This window comes from Bacillus sp. H1a (assembly GCF_000633475.1).
GTDB lineage: Bacteria > Bacillota > Bacilli > Bacillales > Bacillaceae_G > Bacillus_A > Bacillus_A paramycoides.
Window position 1 is genome coordinate 41,867 of record NZ_AYMH01000012.1, and the last position, 20,078, is coordinate 61,944.

Below are 20,078 nucleotides of genomic sequence, written 5' to 3' on the forward strand. Positions count from 1 at the left end.
AAAGTGCTTTATAGATTAATGCCTTGATTTATTAATTATATCTTTAATTATTCGAGTTGAGCTACATAGGTATAGTTTTTGTTGCAACTGTTTGTTGAAATGCCTTATCATGCTCAACAATAACCATTGTAGGATTAAATTGTTGAATAAGCTCTTCAATCTGCATACGCGAATAAATATCTATAAAGTTTAATGGCTCATCCCATATATATAAATGAGCTTTTTCACATAAACTTTTAGCGATAAGCAGCTTTTTCTTTTGTCCACCAGAATAATGAGATATATCTTTCTCAAATTGAATTCGGTCAAAATCCATCTTTCGTAGGATGGATTTAAATAACGTCTCATCAATCTTGTGCTCTTCAACAAAGTCTGATAGCGATCCCTTCAAATGAGAAGTATCTTGTTGGACATAGGAAATGATGAGTCCTGTACCTAAAGTAAATGAGCCAGTATGCTGTATCGGATGTCCTAGAATTAGTTTTAGGATACTACTTTTCCCGCTTCCATTCTTTCCATCAAGCACAATCCGGTCACCTTGTTCAACTATGAAGCTAATCGGCTCATTCACGAATTGGTCATCGTACTTAACAGACACGTCAGCCAAAGTAACCAATTCATTTGACTTAAACTTCAATGCTTCTAATTTTAATGACTCAGATTTCTCCACATTTTTTAGTAATTTTGACTTTTCTTCAATAGCTTTTTGTTGCCTTGATTCTAGGTTTTTTGCTCTTTTCATCATCTTGGCTGCTTTATGCCCTACAAACCCCTTATCCAACTTAGAGCCTGAATTCCTCGTTCCGTTTTTTGAAGCCTCCACATCATGAGACCAACCTGCTGAACGTTTGGAAGACTGTTTTAATCTTCCTATGTCTTTTTGCAAACGTTCATTTGTAGCCTCTTCGTGTTCTTGCTGTCTATCAAAATTTAACTTCCAAGAAGAATAGTTCCCACTTTGAACTTCAATATTTGATCTATTTATAGATAAGATATGGTCAACGCATCCATCTAAAAAGATTCTGTCATGTGAAATTAAAATAAACCCTTTTTTCTTCCTTAGATAATCAGAGACCATCTTTCGTGCATCAGTGTCTAGATGATTTGTTGGCTCATCAATTAATAGAAATTGCCCCTCATTCAAAAACAATGCAGCAAGCAACACCTTTGTTTGTTCTCCATTTGATAATGTTTTAAAGGGTCTGTACATGACCCCGGCATCAACATTTAAATAGGATATTTCACGTAGAAATTCCCAATCTTCTGCTTGGGGACAAATTTCTTCAAGGATTTCATGAGTAAAATTGTTCTTATCTGAAACAGGGTAGGGGAAATAATTGAATTCTACCGAAGCAAGAATCTTCCCACTGTACTCATAATTCCCTAATAATAAATTAAAAAATGTCGTTTTACCTCGTCCGTTTCTACCAATAAATCCTAGTTTCCAATCTGTATCTATTTGAAAGTTTACACCTTCAAAAATATTATCAAAGCTACCTGGGTATGAAAAAGTTAAGTCTTGAACTTTTATCATTGACATAATAATTCCTCCTTTATATATCGAAACTTTTCATATAAAGTCGGAATATCCATCCGTTTTTTAATTCCTCTATATAAGTTTGATGGATATTAACGACTTATATAGAGGATTACATGTGTAACAATAGTGTCTGAATTACTCATTTTTCTCTCTCCTTTATTTGTTAGGTAAATTTACTGATTAATAAATACCAGCGTACATATAAGGGAATAAAAAAAACCTCCAATTTGTAATTGGAAGGATTAGTCTTTCACTTGTACTTAATAAGTACTTATTAATCATTTGAATCATGACAAATAAAGTATGAACTGAATTATAAAAAATGGATAGACTAACCCTATATTTTGTAGTGTGAAGTTATAAATTTCAACTTAAAATATAAATTAGTTAATCATTATTCATCCATCATTCCTTTCATAATTCTATTTTTAGAGTAACATTCTTTTTTAGGAGATGCAATATCTCCTTCACCTAATACTAAATCATTTAAAATTCTTCGATTAGGGAGATAAAACATAGCATCATTATTCTAAACATCGCATTTTTGTTCAAAATGTCACGTCTTTTGTCCATTAAAAGGGGAGTTAAGCTGTATCATTCAAATTTACGGTGTGCAAATACTTTAAAGAAACCACATTTTTCATCTTATTCTTTTTGGAATCCTTGGTATAAAAAATAGTAAACATCTACAGATATTAAATAAGATTGTAGTATGTAGAAAGAAATCTTTTAAAAAGGTCATAATAGAGATAATAGGCAGCACCCATTTTAATTCATATGGGTTGTTCGGCCATAATGATATTTTTTAATAAAGGTATAGAAAAACTCAAGAAGGTAAATCTATTGCGTCAACAATCATATGTGTACTTTTATTTATTATTTATAGCTCTAATAGCTTATTTAAGCTTTTGCTTTATATTTGTTTTTCCGAATCATTATTTTGTATCAGATTTTAATATACGACTATCATCCTTAGTTATTGAGACTATTGTATTTATCTCATTATTTTATTCTATATTATCCAGAAAAATTAAGTTAGGAATCTTCTGGGTTTGCATTACCATTGCGATAGGTTGTTTCTTGTTAGGGAATTTCATATCTGCCTTTCAAGTACTTAATTTAGAATTACCAATACAAAATTTTAATATCTCCGATGTATTTTTGTTGTTTTTCTTATTGTTCTTACTTTAAAGTGACATGAAATGACTCCATTCAAGAATTATCATATGGACACCCCTTTTTGCTGAAGGAGGGTTTGATCTTATAATTTGTGCGATTTTGAAGTAGAGTCACTGTGCTTGTAAGAAAGGCGCGAAGTTTTGAATGAAGTCGCAATGTTTATAAAAAAGAAAGGGTGCATATTAATAATAGTAGTATAATAGTGAATGAGGTGTTAATAGTATGGAAGATATAACATTAGGCTTACTACTAGATGTCGTTGGTGAATTATTTTCAGATGAAATTTCAATTGCCGTTTCAAATACAAAAGAATATATCTACTATAGGCCAAGTAAACGAATTGATTTAAAGATTAGCGTTGGAGATCCTATAAAGGAAGGAACGATTGCCCATAAAGCAATGGTGACGAAGCAAAAGGCCTCTGAGTTTATTAACCGGGATGTTTTTGGTATTCCTTATCATGGAATGGCCGTACCATTTTTAAATAATGGAAAGCTTGAGGGTTGCGTGACGGCAATTTATCCAGCTTTAACGGATGGAAAATCGGTCGTTACCTTAAAAACAACAGACGGCTGGATTCCGGTTCCTTTTTCAAAGGTCCTGTATTTAGAGGCAAAAGATAAAAAGACGTATGTGAATTCGGAAGAGTTATCAGGAACACATAAATACTCTCTGCAAGAATTCGAATACTTGCTTCCGAAGGATTCATTTATTAGATGCCACCGTTCATTTATTGTAAATGTTAATCATATTAAAGCGATTTATCCTGATACCCATTCTACTTTTTTACTTTCGATGAATAATGGTGAGCGGGTACCAGTTAGTCAATCATATGCCAGTTATTTTCGGAAGCTTCTAGGATTCTAGACTTTCTGCTTTAGAACCTAGATTCGCTACTTTATCTGAATTTTCCATATCGTATACCAAAATCCCTATTTTGATAGTGTTAAAGTGTAAAATAATTATGAATATTCATTGAGAGAGGGATTACATATGGAGAATAATTTGGATAGAATCAGGGACCATCGTCTGAAGGACCGGGTAGTTACACCTGAAGAAGCGGCTTCCTGGATTCAAAGTGGAATGACTTTAGGCTTAAGTGGGTTTACACGTGCAGGAGATGTGAAAGCAGTCCCATTTGCGCTGGTGAACCGAGTTAAGCATGATAAATCTTTTAAAGTAAATGTTTATACTGGAGCCTCCTTAGGTTCGGATGTAGATAAATTATTTGCTGAGGCAGGAATTTTAGGGAAAAGATTGCCTTTCCAAGCTGATACGACTATGCGAAAAGGAATTAATAATGGAGCCTTTTTATTTGTGGATCAGCACTTGTCTCATACAGCAGAGTTACTCCGTGCTGACGTTATGGATATAGATGTCGCTATCTTGGAAGCGGTTGCAATAACTGAGGATGGAATGATTATTCCAACCACTTCAATTGGAAATTCCTTAGCATTTTCCCTAAATGCGAAGTCCATTATTATTGAAATGAATATGGCTCAATCTACACAACTAGAGGGGCTGCATGATTTATATGAACCAGGAAAACAAGGGGAAAGGCTTCCAATTCCGCTCGTGAAATCGGATGACCGAATTGGAACAATCGGTATTCCGATTGATGTTGAAAAAGTGAAAGGGATTGTGTTTACGAACCAACTTGATTCGCCATCGACAATTGTTCCTCCAGATGAAGAAACTGTTATTATGGCACATCATTTAATAGAGTTCCTTCGAAAAGAAGTAAAGGTAGGCCGATTAACGAATCGTTTAGCGCCGTTACAATCGGGAATTGGTTCAGTAGCCAATGCAGTCCTGCATGGCATGTTAGATTCGGAGTTTGAAGATTTAGAAGTGTATTCCGAGGTATTACAGGATGCGGTCTTTGATCTTATGGATGCTGGGAAAGTCCATTTTGCTTCCTGCTGCTCCATCACGCTTTCTGAAGAGAAAATGCAACAAGTATTTTCCAACTTTGAAAAATATCGCAACAAATTAATGATGCGCCCGCAAGAGATTTCTAATCATCCTGAAATCATTCGCCGCCTTGGATTAATCTCGATTAATACTGCTTTAGAATTAGATATATACGGAAATGTCAACTCTACTCACGTTTTAGGTACAAAAATGATGAACGGTATTGGTGGTTCTGGTGATTTCGCAAGAAATGCACGCCTAGCTATCTTTGTTACTAAATCCATTGCGAAAGGTGGTAACATTTCAAGTATCGTTCCTTTCGTCTCTCATGTAGACCATACTGAACACGATGTAGATGTTATCGTCACTGAACAGGGATACGCTGACCTAAGGGGACTGGCGCCAAGGGAAAAAGTGGAACTGATTATTGAGAATTGTGCACATCCAATGTATCGTGACCAACTACGAGCTTATTACCAAGAAGCACTAACAAGGGGTGGACAAACTCCTCATGTTTTAGAAAAAGCTCTTTCTTGGCATACGAATTATGCTAAAAATGGAACAATGCTTGAAGCGGTAGTAGAAACTGTATAGGTGCGTATCGTATCATAAGTAATAGTAAAGCGGAAGATTGAGTTTGAAGTTGAATACAATCACAGATGTACAGAACGGTCTTCCGCAATCGGGTGCTATTTTTGAATAAAACTTAGATTTTTAAACGACTTTATTGTTATATTTTTTCTTGTAGTAAAGTTTCTTACATCAAGATTAAACAGCTATATTTCTAACCCCGTCCTATATTTAGTACGGGGTTATGCTTGTTTGAGCTTTTAAAATTAAATAACTTTATTGTCATTTTACAAATTACTCAAAAGGGACTATATTTCTTAAATGTGATGGATCAGGCGGGAAAAAACATCGTCAAAACACTTTGGGGAGACTTAACTTCTGAAGAAGTAAAGCAGTTGAATCTCATATTCCAAAAATCATTAGGTGGAAAACAAACATGAACAAACAAAAAAGTACCACAGATTCATTTATCCTAATTATAAATTCTATTTTTTAGGGTTATTTTTATCAATTTTAAATATGAGCACAATTAATGTTTCGATTCCTGAAATAATGTGATATTTCCAAACTGATCTTGACTCTGTTCAATGGACAATAATAGGTTTCATACTAGTAACACTGGTATGGAAGAAGTTCCTTTAAACTTATCTGGACATGCATCTTCTATTAATGATTGGACGAGACAAAGTTTTGGTTCCCTTTCTATCGGCGTATTCACTTCTATATTAGCTGTACGTATGATTGTACATACAGAAAAGCTAAGTGGAAGTGCTATATCAATTCAACAACAAGCCTTTAAACTTAGTATTCATGATGTATTTATAATAGCTACTGTTATCGCTATGATCGGATTACCTTTTTCTTTTTATCTTAAAGCTAAAAAAAATAATTGTAACAATATATGAGGCTAGAACATGACTCAATATATAAACAATGAGTATGTAGAAATGGATTTTAGAGGAGTCAATATAAAAGAAGAAGAGTTAAGAAACACATTCTTCCCCAAAACGATAAAAATGAACTTCGGTGCTATAAAAAACACAAAATTTCCATTTAGGGGGTACTTTAAAATCTTAGCTTGATGACTATGGGATGGTCGGGTACAAATGTTAATGTTTTGCCTATTAATTTTTCTTTTATCCGCTTATAATCATTTGTTTTATTGAATAAAGAAAGTAATTTCTCTGAAATCAGTTTATTAGTAGGCAGTTTTTCCTCGTTCCGCATTGTTGGTACATGGTTCTGTCCGAAAGCACCTTCTTTTTCTAATACAATGGATGATACAAGCATTTTCAACTCCATGTTTTGACCGATTAGTTTACCTGACATTTCATCTCCTTCCCCTCCTAACCTTGATAATTCAAGTGTTAACGAGAAAAAAAGAAGGTAAACCTAAAAGATACAAAAAATAAGAAACTCTCAAATCAAGAGGGTAGCTGAGTAGTTATATTTTTCCATTTATATATTACTATTTCTTATTTTTTATGCTATGATTGATATGTTAATGAATTGGAAGGGTGATTTTATGAAGTTTGGGAAAATGGGATTAGTGGTTGCAGCAAGTTTAAGTCTTTTCGCTTTATCTGCGTGTGGAAAATCTGCAAAAGAAACAGTTGTTTCTTCAACAGAAAACATTTTAAATGCAAAACAAATGGAATCAAGTGGTTCAATTTCTTTTAAATTCGATTCTAATGCGAAAGATATGAAAACAGAAAATAAAGCGGCAATGGATATGTTAAAAAACATATCAATTACGGTTGATTCAAAAACAGATAAAGATGCAAAAAAAGATGAAATAACAATTGGTGCAAATATTAAAACAGATGCAATGAAAATGGATATATCGATTCCAATGTTTATGGATGAAGGGAAAAAGGCTTTATATGTAAAAGCGAATAATGTAAAATCACTATTACAATTAGCTGGCGTTCCTGGTGATAGTTTTTCTACTCTAGAAGGAAAAGTTATCAAAATGGATATGAAAGATTTAGGAGAAGTAGATACAAAAGAATCTGCGGAAATCCAAGAGAAAGTACAGAAAGCTTTATTAGATGCAATCAAAGCGCTTCCTGAAGAAAAATTTACAAAAGAAAAAGATGTATATACTGTGAAATTAACAGGTAAAGATTTAAAAACAGTGATTGAAAAGGTATTTGATGAAATGTCTACAATGAAAAACTTCACTGGAACAAAACAAGAAATTGCAGACTTTAAGAAAGAATTGAAAGATGCAAATCTTGATAAATCTTCTATTTCTTTAACTTATACAATGGATGGAAAAACGATTAAAAAACAGGATGCAGCAATTCATGTCGAAGCAAAAAATTCTAAAGACGAAAAAGAAATAATTAAATTTGATATGAATATTAATTCTGATATCAAATCTATCGATAAACCAATCAAATTCACATTCGATACTTCTGAAAAGAACATTGTTCCAATGGATGAGTTGCAAAAAATAATTGGTGAATTTATGAATCAATCCATGAGGAATGATAAAATGGATGGCGGGGAAGTAACTCCTGTTCAACCAGCTCCAACAGAACCTGCAGCATAAAAAAGACCCCTTAAGAAGGGGTATAGCCACATTGCTATCAAGCTAACAAAACAAAATACAAAAAATACGCTATTCTTTCTGTAGAATCATAGGAAAGGGTGGCGTTTTTGTATGTCTATTTCTGTATCTGATGAATTACAATTATTTGCTCAAGAAATTCAAAGCTTTTTATCTCCAAATATCTTATGAGATTTTGCTAGAGATGTTGGTTTTGTTCAACGAACCAGTAAGTACCAAGCAAAAGATTTAGTTGCTTTATGTGTATGGATGAACCAAAATATCGCTACAACGTCTTTAACTCAGCTATCTAGCTGCTTAGAAGCATCAACAGAAGTACTCATCAGTCCTGAAGGACTGAATCAACGATTTAATCAAGCGGCTTAATTCAAAAAAATGAAACCCGTTAGGGTTTATTTCGTATGCAAATCTTTAAATTTCCTACATGTAGCCTTTAGAAAAAGGAAACAGCCTCTACTATAATTGACGTTGTATGAGCTTGGCTTGATGGCGATGGGGTAGCACCCCACATCCATCAACTTAAGGATTAAGACTATTCTTAAAGTTAAAAGCACGTTACTATTCTCTTATGTTAATGAGAAAGGGTGACGTGCTTTTTATGAATATGCATCAAAAACAAGAGCTGTCTTTATTTGCCGAAGAGTTATATCGATATATGTCTCCCGCTACATTTAATCAATTAGCTATAGAAGCAGGCGGAATGAAACGAAAACGTAAGTACCATGGGCACCATTTTTTATCTTTATGTGTATGGTTAAATCAACAAATTTCTACTACCTATAGTAGAAAGGGTATGTAGTGTATTTACTAGATTTTAGATGAAAGGATAAAGTTTTTTTGTGATTAACAGAATAAAAATAACAAATGGAAATAGTCTAACTTTTTATTGACAATGATAATTATTATCTTTAATATTAATTTGATTTTTCATTAAATTGAGGGGGATATGTATGAAAGTTCGTAAGGTTGTTGGAAAGATTCATTTATACCTTAGCATGATAGCTGGGATGTTTATTGTGCTGATTGGATTGACAGGGAGCTTGCTTGTTTTTCAACACGAATTAAATCGTGTGTTACATCCTGATTTATACAAAGTAACAGAAGGCGAAAAGGTTACTTATCAGAAAGCACTTCAAACTGTATTGGCAGTACATCCAAAGGGTGAGATTCAGCGGGTATATACCCCGGATGAACCAAATGCTCAAGGTGTTTATTTATTTAATTTGAAAGAAGGAAAGGCGAAACAAGAAGTTTACATCGATCCAGGAAATGGTAGGATCAATGGAGAGTTAGGTGAAAAATCATTTTTTAATCAGGTTGGGGAACTTCATTATCATTTACTTCTTAATGATTTTAAGGGGAAAGAGATTGTTGGCATCATTGGATTTATTTTCTTTTTCATTATTTTATCAGGTTTATATTTATGGTGGCCTGGGATTAAAAAATGGATGCGCGGATTTGTTATACGCCGAAGTAAGAATTCGTATGTAAAACAATATGATCTACATAGAGTCATTGGAGGTGTTTCAGTTCCGTTTTTGCTAATCGTTTCGCTAACAGGTGGTCTGTTGGTGTATGATAAAATAATTTTTGGATGGTTTGGAGCGAAAGCTAGTGTGGCACCATCAAAAGAGACACTTATTTCGAAAACGCTTTCGGGAGGGAAGCTTCCCCTTGATTATTTGTTGAGTGAAGCGGAAAAAGCAGTACCACAAGGAAAAATTATGCAAGTAAGAATGCCGGAGAAAGCGAAAAAAGGCAAGGCAGAAGGTGCTGTGGAAATCCGGATGAGTCGTTCATATGATCCGGGGAATGGGAATATAAAGGTATGGATGGACCAGTATAGTGGAAAAGTATTAGCAAAGCTAGACCCAAAAGTAGATAGCGGACTTACATATCAAATATGGCGTCTTCCTTTACATACAGGAACATTTGGAGGAGTATTTACAAAGATCTTGTATGTGATTGGTGGGCTTACTCCATCTATTTTAATGTTTACTGGTCTGTATATGTGGTGGTATAAGAAAAAGAATAAGAGAAAGGGGAAAAAGGCCTCAGTATCTGCAGCGTAATTATATAATTCATATACGAGTAAAAACATGATTTGATGAAGAGAGAAAGAGAAGCATTAAAATGGTCAGTGCATACTGATAAGTGTAAGGGTCATATGGGAGCATGAAAGGTCTTAAAAATGAAAAAATATATAATGTAGAACTGTGTGGTGGTACCCCATCGCTATCAAGCTAATAAAAAGAAATGCCCCCTAAAATGAAAAAATACGCTATTCTTTCTGTAGAATCATAGGAAAGGATGGCGTTTTTGTATGTCTATTTCTGTATCTGATGAATTACATCTATTTGCTCAAGAAATTCAAAGCTTCTTATCTCCAAATATCTTACGAGATTTTGCTAGAGATGTTGGTTTTGTTCAACGAACCAGTAAGTACCAAGCGAAAGATCTAGTCGCTTTATGTGTCTCGAGGGTTATTCTTAAAATTCGTTAATTCTCCATTTCTGATATGGTGCCCCCTAATTGATGTCAGTTTTATGAAGTTACTGTTCCAAAAACGACCGTTTATGGTACTTTACTTATTTCTATCCAAATAGAGAAAAATACTATTCAAATTCAGTTTCAAAACTCATTACCAAAAATAAAAGCTCCTAACATATTAGTCATATACAATATGTTAGGAGCATGATATTTTAAGTGTTTGTGACTTTACCCATAAAGTTGCCGCTAAAGGAATCATAACTTTGCCGGAAATCACATGTTTTTGAAGGGGCTTAGTTGATTATTCGAGGAAAAAGGAAGCATAACTTTGCCGTGGATTAATTATTAACCCATAAGCTTGCCGTGAATGTTACAACAAGACAAATAAAAATACCTATTATCAGCATCAGGCATTTAATCTTACTATTTTATTCATTAGAACTTTTATACGACAAGTTCAATAACTTTAACAACGGAGTTTTAGTATATAGGCTTAATGATAAAAGTGTTTGTAATGATATCCTTTGCTTTCTAAGCATAATTGCTTTTAGGGGTACCGTCAGGAAAATGCGGATTTACAACGCTAAGTCCATTTTCCTGACGATTCCTCCGCTTTCAACACCGTTAAGAAAGTTTTATATGAAAGAAAGTTTTGTTCTTTTAACCAAAAACGGTCGTTTATGGTTAGATGAACTACTCACAGCTATTTATGTGATGCCCATTTTTTAGATGTAATTAAAGGTAGAACAGTTGCATCATGAATTTGCCAAATTCCTTGTGTTTGTTGTCCCATATGGAAGGATCTCGTATATTTTTGCAGCAAGTGCCTGGGGAGATTCCTTTGCCCCTCTTTTAATCCAATCGTTAACAATATTATAGATACCGCCTGCTAAAAACAGGATTTGCATTCTGCTTATGTCATGATTGCGCGTAATATCCGCTTGAAAGACCTTTTCCATTGTGTAATTCAAATAATCAAGCATCATACTAGATATATTTGCATCAATTAACTTTCCTGACGGTTTCTGTGCAGACACAAATCCCTCTATGATATATTCAATAATTATCTGCATACTTTCATATGGATCCAAACTATCAACCTCTTTCAAGAAATGTTGAACAATTTCATCCACAGATGCTTGTACGACGTCGTAAACGTTGCGGTAGTATTTGTAGAATGTGACTCTGGCAACTCCAGCCTTTTTGCAAATAGCTGTTACGGTTATATCTTGCAGTTTATGTTCATGCAACAGTGCGCTCAATGCCTCCATAATATATCTCTGAGAGTGTATACTGTCTTCTCTTGACTTCCTCAAAGCTAACACATCCCTTCATTCTGTTCGTTTTAACTGCAAATCATCACATAGTGCTTGAAAGATGAAAATTCACTGTTATACTTACACATGTAAGCACAATTGTTAATGTAGTGATAACGCCATTGTATAAGAGGACATCATTGCTGTCAATGTGTACCATTTTCTTTGTTTCCTATTGGCAATTTGCGGCCATTCTGCAAGCTATAAATAGGGAGGGATATTCAGATACAATTTATAATGGGTATTTTAAAATCTTTTTATACGAATAATATGTGGTTTAGTGTTTGTGCGTTTCTAGATTACAACGTAAGAACAAAACAAATTTTCGACAAGAATAGGGTGAGATTCAATTGGCAAAATATCTGTATAAATTAGGACATTGGGCAGTAAATCATAGGAAAAAGGTTGTATTCAGTGCACTCGCAATTCTGATTGCATTAGTGCTTTTTGCAGTCAACATGGGTTCCTCTTTCAAGGAGGAGCTGAGCATTCCGAATACACCGGCAGATAAAGCAGGAAAAGTAATTGAAAAAGAGTTTAAAGCGATGCAACCAGCAGGTGCCCAAGTAAAAGTGGTGTTTCAAGCACCAAAAAGCGAAACCTTGGAGTCAGCGGAAGTACAACAGAAAATTGCAGAAGTTCTAGATGAGATTAAAAAAGATTCAGCTGTTGATTCTGTGGCAGCACCGATGCAACTGCAGAACCTCAGTGAAGATAAGACAATCGGATATGCAGTCGTTACGTACAAAGTGAAAGCGGAAAAGGTCACAGAAGCTTCTAAGAATAAGATTTTAGATAGTATTGAAACAACAAGGGATGCCGGCATTCAAACGGAGTTATCAGGAGGCGATATCAAGTTTTCCGACTCAGAGACTTCAGGTATGACTGAAATTGTCGGAGTACTTGTAGCCTTCGTAGTCCTGGCATTTACCTTTGTGTCTTTTCTGGCAGCTGGACTGCCGATTCTCACTGCGATAATCGGATTAGCGATTGGAATGCTAGGAATCATGATTGGGACCAATTATGTGGAAATCCAAACAGTTTCCTTATCATTAGCTGCCATGCTTGGACTCGCAGTAGGCATTGACTATGCGCTCTTCATTATCAATCGTTTTAGACAGCAGCTTGCACAAGGAGATTCTGTTCCAGAATCTGTTGCCATCGCAACGGGAACAGCGGGAAGTGCCGTAATCTTTGCAGGATTAACTGTTATTATTGGTCTTTTGGGACTGTCTGTTACAAAGATTCCATTCCTGACAGCGATGGGCGTATCCGCCGCCTTTACTGTGCTCGCAGCTGTGTTGGTTTCTATCATCATATTACCAGCCATATTGGGATTTGTCGGCCATAAGATTGCCCCATCTAAACAAAATCGATTCTTGCAAAAGATGACTGGGGCAGGCAAGAAACATGCTGGTTCAAATAAATGGGGGGAATTTGTCATAAGACGTCCTCTGATTGTTACGATTTTCGCAATCGGACTACTTGCAGTGATTACGATTCCATTTTTCCATATGAACCTTGGCCTACCTTCTGATGGAACAACAAAATCTACAGAAACGACAGAAAGAAGAGCATATGATTTATTGACGGAAGCATATGGAGAAGGATTTAATGCCTCTTTAGTGGTAGTGGCAAGATCAGAGGAAGCAACAGCTGAAACGCAAAATGCTATGAACACCGTTGCAAAAGAATTGGGTAACTTATCTGACGTGAAAAGTGTGAGACCAGCTATCCCTGGTCCTTCTGGAAAGATTTATATGATTTCCGTCACACCAAAAACAGGACCTGACGATACAAAGACGAAGAATTTGGTAAAAGCGATCCGGGACAAATCGAACCAGACTGAGAAAGAAAATGGAATTGAACTAATGGTAACGGGCCCAGCAGCGATGAATATTGATATTGTGCAAAAGCTGAGTGATGCCTTGCCAGTTTTCGCTGCCCTTATTGTTGGACTTGCATATGTACTCTTAGTTCTAGTCTTTAGATCTCTGCTCATTCCATTAAAAGCAGTATTAGGGTTTCTACTTTCTCTTGGTGCTACGTTGGGAGCCGTGGTATTTTTCGTGCAGGATGGGCATTTCCAAAATATATTTGGTTTCCCGGCTGCTGGTCCGATCTTAGCCTTCTTGCCTGTCATTCTGATTGGCATTCTGTTCGGACTCGCCATGGACTATGAGGTGTTCCTAGTGAGCAAGATGCGGGAAGTATATACGCATACAGGCGACCCGAAGAGAGCTATTTTAGAAGGAATGCGGGAGAGCGGTAGAGTCGTAGTCGCAGCAGGATTAATTATGATGTCTGTATTTATTGGATTCATGTTGGCACCTGATACCATCATTAAATCCATAGGCATGGCTCTTACATTCGGTGTTTTCTTTGACGCATTCATCGTGAGAATGACAATCGTACCTGCGGTCATGACTCTCATGGGTAAGTCAGCCTGGTACTTGCCAAAATGGCTAGATAAAATTTTGCCTAACATTGATGTTGAAGGAGAAAGCATTATACATCACATGGAAAACAAAAGTGAAAAGATATATAAACAGAACAGTTAAAGTTAATTCATAGTTGTATTCATAAAAAAACCGCTTCCCTCTAAAAAAGAAGCGGTTTTTTAGAGAAAGTATAGATTCTCCTCCGCTAATTATGTAAATATATAAAAGGACATTATTGCTGTCAATGTGTGCTATTTCCTTTGTCTCCCATTGGAAATTTACCGCCATTTTTCAAGTTATAAATAGGGAGGGATATTCAGATACAATTTATATTAAGCATTTTAAAATTGCTTTTTTGTTATGGAGGAATATAAAAAAATGAAAAAGAAACAACAAAAACAATCAACCTCTTGGCGTCCTAGAGGTTTTATTCAATGGTTTCTGACAGTTCTTACAGTACTAGCATTAGCTTTTATTGGTAGTTTGGCATATTATATTTGGAATCCATCAGATTTTAATGTCACATTAAGAATTTCTAATATAATGAGTCTTTTGGCAATGCTTGCATTGCAAATGCCAATGTTTTTAGTAATTCTAACATTATTTATAATTGCGCTATTAATATTAGCTGTATGGAAAAAAGCTTTAATCGCTCGAGCATTGTTGATTCCTCAATTATTACTAGTATTATTTTTAATAATAGAGCCAATTACTCAGACGTTAAACTATGCTAAAAACGAGAATGTTTCCGTTTCGCTTAGTTCTCATTTTTTTGGTAAGACAGAGATAACATCAAAAGTCACACAGGACGTTGTATACGGTACAACCTCTGATGGTGTGGAATTAAAGCTTGATGTGTGGCCAGCTCATGGAGACTCAAAAAAATCACTTCCCCCCGCTGTTATCATGTTACATGGAGGCGGCTGGGTTGAAGGTGATAAAGGTGGTTCACCTCATTGGTATCAAAGACTTAGTGAATTAGGATATACTGTTTTTGATGTACAATATCGTATGCCACCTCATGCTGGATGGAAAGATGAAGTAGGTGATGTAAAATCAGCAATAGGATAGGTAGTAGAACATGCGGATACTTACAAAATTGATTCTAAAAAAATAAATGTAATGGGGCAATCAGCAGGGGGGAATCTAGCTATGCTAGCCGCCTATAGTATGGGAGATGAACAGTTACCACCTTCTACTAGCGTTTCACCGGTACCTATTAACTCTGTGATTAATATATACGGTCCGTCTGATATGACAGAGTTTTACAAGAATAAACGAAGTCCTGACTACGCGGAAGATGTATTGAAAAAGTATATAAAGGGTACACCTTCACAATTCCCTGATCGTTACAAAATACTCTCTCCAATCAGTTACATTAATGAAAATACACCTCCTACTATTTCATTTTATGGAACAAGTGACCGAGTTGTCCCAGATGAACAAGGTGAAATTTTAGACAGGAAGCTGAGAGAAAATAGCGTTTCACATGAATTCTATCTTCTTCCAGGAGCTGATCACGTTTTTGATGTAAAATCAGGTAGCTTGAATACGCAATTTGCTTTTGAAAAAGTAAAAGCCTTTCTTCAAAAACACAATTAACAAATATAGGTAAAAACAATTTAAGAAGGTTTGTTTGCATCATTGTAAAATATAAAAATAAATGAAACACGCATTTTGAAAAAACTTAATCAAAATGCGTGTTTTTAGTATAAATCTAGTAATTTTATCAATGGTACAAATTGTACTTTTAAATTGTGGAAATTCAATGAATATCATATACACGTAAGGTGGTCATTTCCCTGTCAAGTAGACAGTAATAAAGATACGGTTTAAAATCTTTTATTTTTGGAAGCATAAGTTTGCCGCAAACAAAAAGAACCATAAGCTTGCCGTTCAGGCAAACTTATGGTTCATATCACAGTGTTTTTTGGATTTATGTCTTGATAACGAATGGATTCCATTTTACCATTCCTCTTCCTTTTGGCATATTAGCGTTGTTCATGATTTATGTCCTCCTAACAGTGTGTTTCTGTATCTTGTTGTTGCATGATTTGTATACGAAATTCCTCTTAATATGCTATTCTTTCCAAACTTTGTGCGTATTTCATCCATTACTTTAGTTAACTTTATTTCTTTTTCACGTTGTATGATGTTATCAAAAAGAGAAATTTGTTCTTCTCCTTCACGTATTAGATTTGTTAGGGAGATAGTAATACTTCTAATGGGTTCCCCGGTATATTGTTGATGTAGAAAATATATACAAACGTGATAAATGTCCATGGTTAAATTGGCTGGGCGGCTTAAAGTATGCGTTTTTCTAAAGCCACCTGAATAACTTTTGCTATATCCAACGGAAAAATGAACTGTCTGAGCAAGTTTGTTTTGTTGTCTTAATCGGTAACAAACCTCTTCGGTATGTTCCAGTAGGATAATTGGAAATTCTTTTATTGTATAATCACGCATTAGAATTTGGCTTTTTCCTACAGAAGTTGTAGCCGGAACATATTTTTCTGAAATCCGACTAAAATCAATCCCATTGCTATGTAAGTGTAATTCCTCTCCAATTACGCCGAAGCTTTGTTTTAAATATTTAATAGGATAATTAGCTAAATCTCCTATTGAATGTATTCCTTTTCGATTTAACTTTGTTTCAGTTTTATGTGAAATCCCCCAAAACTTACTAAGCAGCCGTATGTTCCATAATTTCGTAGGTACATCTTCGTATTTCCAATAAGTAATTCCGTCTTTATTTTTCTTCGCTTCAATATATAAAGCTACCTTACTCATCAATAGGTTAGGAGCCATCCCAATTATGCATTCAATTCGTGTATGTTCATATATTTCACGTTTAAACTGTAATGCAAATTCATGCGGGTCTCGAGCAAACAAATGGATGCTATCGGTAATATCCATAAAAAATTCATCAATTCAGTTGTCAATATTTTTTCTTATTTAATACACTATTTAAATTCTTAGTAATAGGGGCGCTATCTCATCACCATCAAGTTAATAAATTTGTGGCTTCCTAAACTGAAAAAAATGAGCGTAATTCATTAACTGTAGAAAGAAAAATTTCGTTATAAAGATGTTTTTTATCACAAAAACGGTCATTTATGGAGACATTTTTATAAACTGGACAGGTTTGTAGTGCAAAATGCAGGGGTATGAGTAGAAGATTGCGCTTTTTACTCATGCTTCTTTATATATCAAAGGATAAACTTAGTATATTGATAGATTGAAGGGAGCAAATATGATGAATGCATTAGTATCTGCAAAAAATGTAACAAAGATTTACAACAAGAATCAATTACCTGGACTGAATAAAGTATCTTTTGATATTGAATCAGGTGAATTTATTGGCATTATGGGGGCATCTGGATCTGGGAAGACAACTTTATTAAATATCCTATCAACCATTGATACGCCTACAGATGGGGATGTTTTTATAAATAATGTTGATATTAAAACACTTAATGATAATAAATCTGCAGATTTTAGGAAAGATCATTTAGGCTTTATTTTTCAAGAGTATTTTTTACTTGATAGTTTAACAGTGAAGGAAAATATTGCTGTGCCACTTACTCTGTTAAAAAAATCCCCAAAAGAAATTGAATCGGCAATAGAAAATTTAGCAAAGCGTTTTGGGATATTCGAACAATTATCCAAGTACCCTAGTCAACTTTCTGGAGGGCAAAAACAAAGGGTTGCAGCAGCAAGAGCGATTGCGAAACAGCCAAGTATTTTATTTGCAGATGAACCGACAGGTGCGTTAGATTCAAACTCTGCAACAGAACTACTTCAAAAACTAAGAGAGGTAAATGAGGAACTTCACACTACAATTTTAATGGTGACTCATGACGCTTATGCAGCAAGTTTTTCGAGCAGAATCCTAATATTCAAGGATAGAAATATAGTAAAAGAATTAAAAAAAAACGAACAGGATAGAAAAGAATTTTTTGAAGAGATACTAAAGGAAATCTCTAAAATTGATGAAAATCGATATAACTAAGAGTATGAAAGGAAGGCATGACTGTGGGATTATTAACAATAGCAAAAAAAAATCTGAAGAATAACTTTTCCTTCTATTCGTTCTATTTCGTTTCAGTAGCCTTTGTGCTGATAGTGTTTTTCTCCTTTATTTCTTTTTCCATGAACGATATTATCATGGAAAAGATTTCGTCTGATGGTAGAGTAGAAACAATGTCGAGAACGGTGGCAATCTTTGTTATGACATTTGTACTATTCTATATGTCATACTCCAATACTTTCTTTATGAAAAAAAGAATGAAAGAACTTGGTATTTATTCGCTCTTAGGGTATCGAAAGTCAACAATGCTAAAACTATTAACCTTTGAAAATAGTATAATTTGTTTTACTGCTCTAATTGTAGGAATTGCTTTTGGTGCTATTACTCATAAAGGAATTGTCGAAGCGATAGTCAGAGTACTAAAATTACAAATCGATACTTCTGAAGTGCCACTTATTAATCCCGATGCGGTACTATTCACCTTTGTTTTTATATTTGCTGTTTTGACTGTTTTATTTTTATCAAACTGGATAATTCTTCGAAAAAGTTCCTTACTGACTTTGGTACGTATGGAAAAAAAGGAAGAAAAAAAGGTAAAAATCAATACAGTTTTCTCGTTACTGGGATTATTCTTGATTTTAATTGGTTATTTCTTAGCTATTGATATTACAAGAGGAACTAAATCATTGTGGAAAACGATAGGATTTTCACCAATCGCGCTTTTAACAATGTTAAGTGTAATACTAGGGACAACTTTCTTTATTCACTCTTTTTTACCATATGCCATTCAAAAATTGAAGAAAAAGAAAACATGGTTTTATAAGGAATCGAATATTATTATCGTTCCAAACTTTATATTTAAAATCCGTTCGAAGGCAAAAACTTTAATTTTGTTAACTTTATTAGCTGCAGGAACTTTGGCTATATTCGGTTCCACTATATTGACGCTTTACTATCCAGTTGCTGCTACAGAACGTATCGTACCGTCAGCTATTGAGTTCCCGTTGGAAGATAAAGAATTGGCTACTAAAGCAATTAAAACTGCACAAGATACTGTTGGTAAAGAAAATATGAAATACAAAGAAACGACTATTATTCACGGAACATCCTCTTCTGACAATTTGCCTAAAGAATATAGTATAAAGAAAGAACACGGATTTGATCTTATCTCCGAGTCGGATTACAGGGAATTAATAAATATTCAGGGCAAAAATGTAGACTTTGAGAATTTAGCTAAGAATGAAAGTATCTTAGTAAAATATCGACCTGAAAAAGAAAAGCTAGATAAAGGGAAAATACATACTTTGAACTTAACACCTACAAATAACGTGGATATAAAAGTAAAAGACACTACATTACTTAATCCAATTGGATTTGCAAATAGTGTAGGAACCCTTATTATTTCGGATCAACTTTACAAAGAAATAAAAAACTTAGGGCTTACAGAAAAGCCTATGATGAGCTTTAATGGAGCAGATATGAGGAATAACAAGCAAGTTTATGAAAACTTAGCTCCACTATTTAAAAATAATATTTATTTTACAAGTAGTTACCAAAAAAATGATTACATTATTCAGCAGAATAGCTCAACATTCTTGCTCATTAGTTTTGTTACTATCATCTTCTTTATTGCAACAGGTAGTATTCTCTATTTTCATAACCTTTCGAGCATGATGTCAAACAAAAACGAATTTATAATTTTAAAAAGAATGGGGTATAACAAGAAAAAGATAAAAAGAATAATAAGTAAAGAAGTTTTTACGGTATTTAGCATTCCCTACGTATTAGGGTTAGCACATAGTATTTTTGCACTGATAGCCTACAAAACGGCTTTCATGGATGACTTATTAGGAAAAAGCAGTGCCTTTATATTACCTATTCTTTTTGCAGTAATTATTTTTACTGTGGTGTATATCATTTATTATTTGTTAACAAAAAGAGCATGTTATAAAATCATATTTAACGATAAAAAGTAAAAATCTACAGATAAAGCTGATGATAGTAAACAAACATCAGCTTTATC

13 protein-coding genes and 6 pseudogenes are annotated in these 20,078 nt (G+C 34.3%); 15 read left to right on the forward strand and 4 right to left on the reverse strand.

All coding sequences use genetic code 11. The features are described from left to right. Positions 1-61: 61 nt before the first annotated feature. A complete protein-coding gene (locus U860_RS0105345; protein ID WP_025147673.1) occupies positions 62-1,540 on the reverse strand; it encodes an Lsa family ABC-F type ribosomal protection protein in 1,479 nt (492 codons plus the stop codon). Between the two features lie 843 nt (positions 1,541-2,383). Here U860_RS0105345 and U860_RS35760 point away from each other — a divergent pair. The 6 genes and pseudogenes from U860_RS35760 to U860_RS36250 form a co-directional block, all read left to right on the forward strand. Beyond that, a pseudogene (locus U860_RS35760) lies at positions 2,384-2,716 on the forward strand (GGDEF domain-containing protein); the annotation flags it as partial. A 225-nt stretch (positions 2,717-2,941) separates the two neighbouring features. Then, complete coding sequence (locus U860_RS0105355; protein WP_002175050.1) at positions 2,942-3,586, forward strand: LytTR family DNA-binding domain-containing protein; 645 nt, start codon at positions 2,942-2,944, stop codon at positions 3,584-3,586. Positions 3,587-3,712: 126 nt separating this feature from the next. After that, a complete protein-coding gene (locus tag U860_RS0105360) occupies positions 3,713-5,227 on the forward strand; it encodes an acetyl-CoA hydrolase/transferase family protein (protein WP_025147674.1) in 1,515 nt (504 codons plus the stop codon). A gap of 224 nt (positions 5,228-5,451) precedes the next feature. Further along, complete coding sequence (locus tag U860_RS0105365) at positions 5,452-5,643, forward strand: hypothetical protein (protein ID WP_025147675.1); 192 nt, start codon at positions 5,452-5,454, stop codon at positions 5,641-5,643. A 183-nt stretch (positions 5,644-5,826) separates the two neighbouring features. Then, positions 5,827-6,108: a hypothetical protein gene (locus U860_RS0105370; RefSeq protein WP_025147676.1), complete on the forward strand. Its 282-nt coding sequence runs from the start codon at positions 5,827-5,829 to the stop codon at positions 6,106-6,108. A 9-nt stretch (positions 6,109-6,117) separates the two neighbouring features. Then, a complete protein-coding gene (locus U860_RS36250) occupies positions 6,118-6,285 on the forward strand; it encodes a hypothetical protein (RefSeq protein ID WP_240184451.1) in 168 nt (55 codons plus the stop codon). Here U860_RS36250 and U860_RS35590 read toward each other — a convergent pair. Next, positions 6,269-6,532 (reverse strand): hypothetical protein, encoded by a 264-nt coding sequence (locus U860_RS35590; protein ID WP_162790990.1) that lies wholly within the window; start codon positions 6,530-6,532, stop codon positions 6,269-6,271. The two genes, U860_RS36250 and U860_RS35590, sit on opposite strands and share 17 nt — an antisense overlap. A gap of 196 nt (positions 6,533-6,728) precedes the next feature. Here U860_RS35590 and U860_RS0105385 point away from each other — a divergent pair, with 196 nt between their 5' ends. The 5 genes and pseudogenes from U860_RS0105385 to U860_RS0105400 form a co-directional block, all read left to right on the forward strand. After that, complete coding sequence (locus U860_RS0105385) at positions 6,729-7,760, forward strand: hypothetical protein (protein ID WP_025147677.1); 1,032 nt, start codon at positions 6,729-6,731, stop codon at positions 7,758-7,760. Between the two features lie 111 nt (positions 7,761-7,871). After that, positions 7,872-8,141: pseudogene (locus U860_RS32795) on the forward strand (IS4 family transposase); the annotation flags it as partial. Positions 8,142-8,376: 235 nt separating this feature from the next. Then, positions 8,377-8,556: pseudogene (locus U860_RS0105390) on the forward strand (IS4 family transposase); the annotation flags it as partial. Positions 8,557-8,728: 172 nt separating this feature from the next. After that, positions 8,729-9,850 (forward strand): PepSY-associated TM helix domain-containing protein, encoded by a 1,122-nt coding sequence (locus U860_RS0105395; protein ID WP_025147679.1) that lies wholly within the window; start codon positions 8,729-8,731, stop codon positions 9,848-9,850. Between the two features lie 251 nt (positions 9,851-10,101). Further along, positions 10,102-10,254: pseudogene (locus tag U860_RS0105400) on the forward strand (IS4 family transposase); the annotation flags it as partial. 769 nt (positions 10,255-11,023) lie between these two features. On the opposite strand, the gene U860_RS0105405 reads toward U860_RS0105400, so the two are convergent. Further along, positions 11,024-11,539, reverse strand: a complete 516-nt coding sequence (locus U860_RS0105405; protein ID WP_050447115.1) for a TetR/AcrR family transcriptional regulator — start codon at positions 11,537-11,539, stop codon at positions 11,024-11,026. Positions 11,540-11,934: 395 nt separating this feature from the next. Here U860_RS0105405 and U860_RS32415 point away from each other — a divergent pair, with 395 nt between their 5' ends. Together U860_RS32415 and U860_RS36955 are read left to right on the forward strand one after the other, a co-directional pair. Then, positions 11,935-14,145 carry an MMPL family transporter gene (locus tag U860_RS32415; protein ID WP_025147682.1) on the forward strand — a complete coding sequence of 737 codons (2,211 nt, stop codon included), beginning with the start codon at positions 11,935-11,937 and terminating at the stop codon, positions 14,143-14,145. A gap of 459 nt (positions 14,146-14,604) precedes the next feature. After that, a pseudogene (locus tag U860_RS36955) lies at positions 14,605-15,627 on the forward strand (alpha/beta hydrolase). A 399-nt stretch (positions 15,628-16,026) separates the two neighbouring features. Here the strand turns inward: U860_RS36955 and U860_RS0105420 are convergent. Further along, positions 16,027-16,956: pseudogene (locus U860_RS0105420) on the reverse strand (DNA repair protein); the annotation flags it as partial. Between the two features lie 325 nt (positions 16,957-17,281). Here U860_RS0105420 and U860_RS0105425 point away from each other — a divergent pair. Further along, positions 17,282-18,037 carry an ABC transporter ATP-binding protein gene (locus U860_RS0105425; protein WP_025147684.1) on the forward strand — a complete coding sequence of 252 codons (756 nt, stop codon included), beginning with the start codon at positions 17,282-17,284 and terminating at the stop codon, positions 18,035-18,037. A gap of 23 nt (positions 18,038-18,060) precedes the next feature. Beyond that, positions 18,061-20,031 (forward strand): ABC transporter permease, encoded by a 1,971-nt coding sequence (locus U860_RS0105430; RefSeq protein ID WP_025147685.1) that lies wholly within the window; start codon positions 18,061-18,063, stop codon positions 20,029-20,031. Positions 20,032-20,078: the final 47 nt, after the last annotated feature.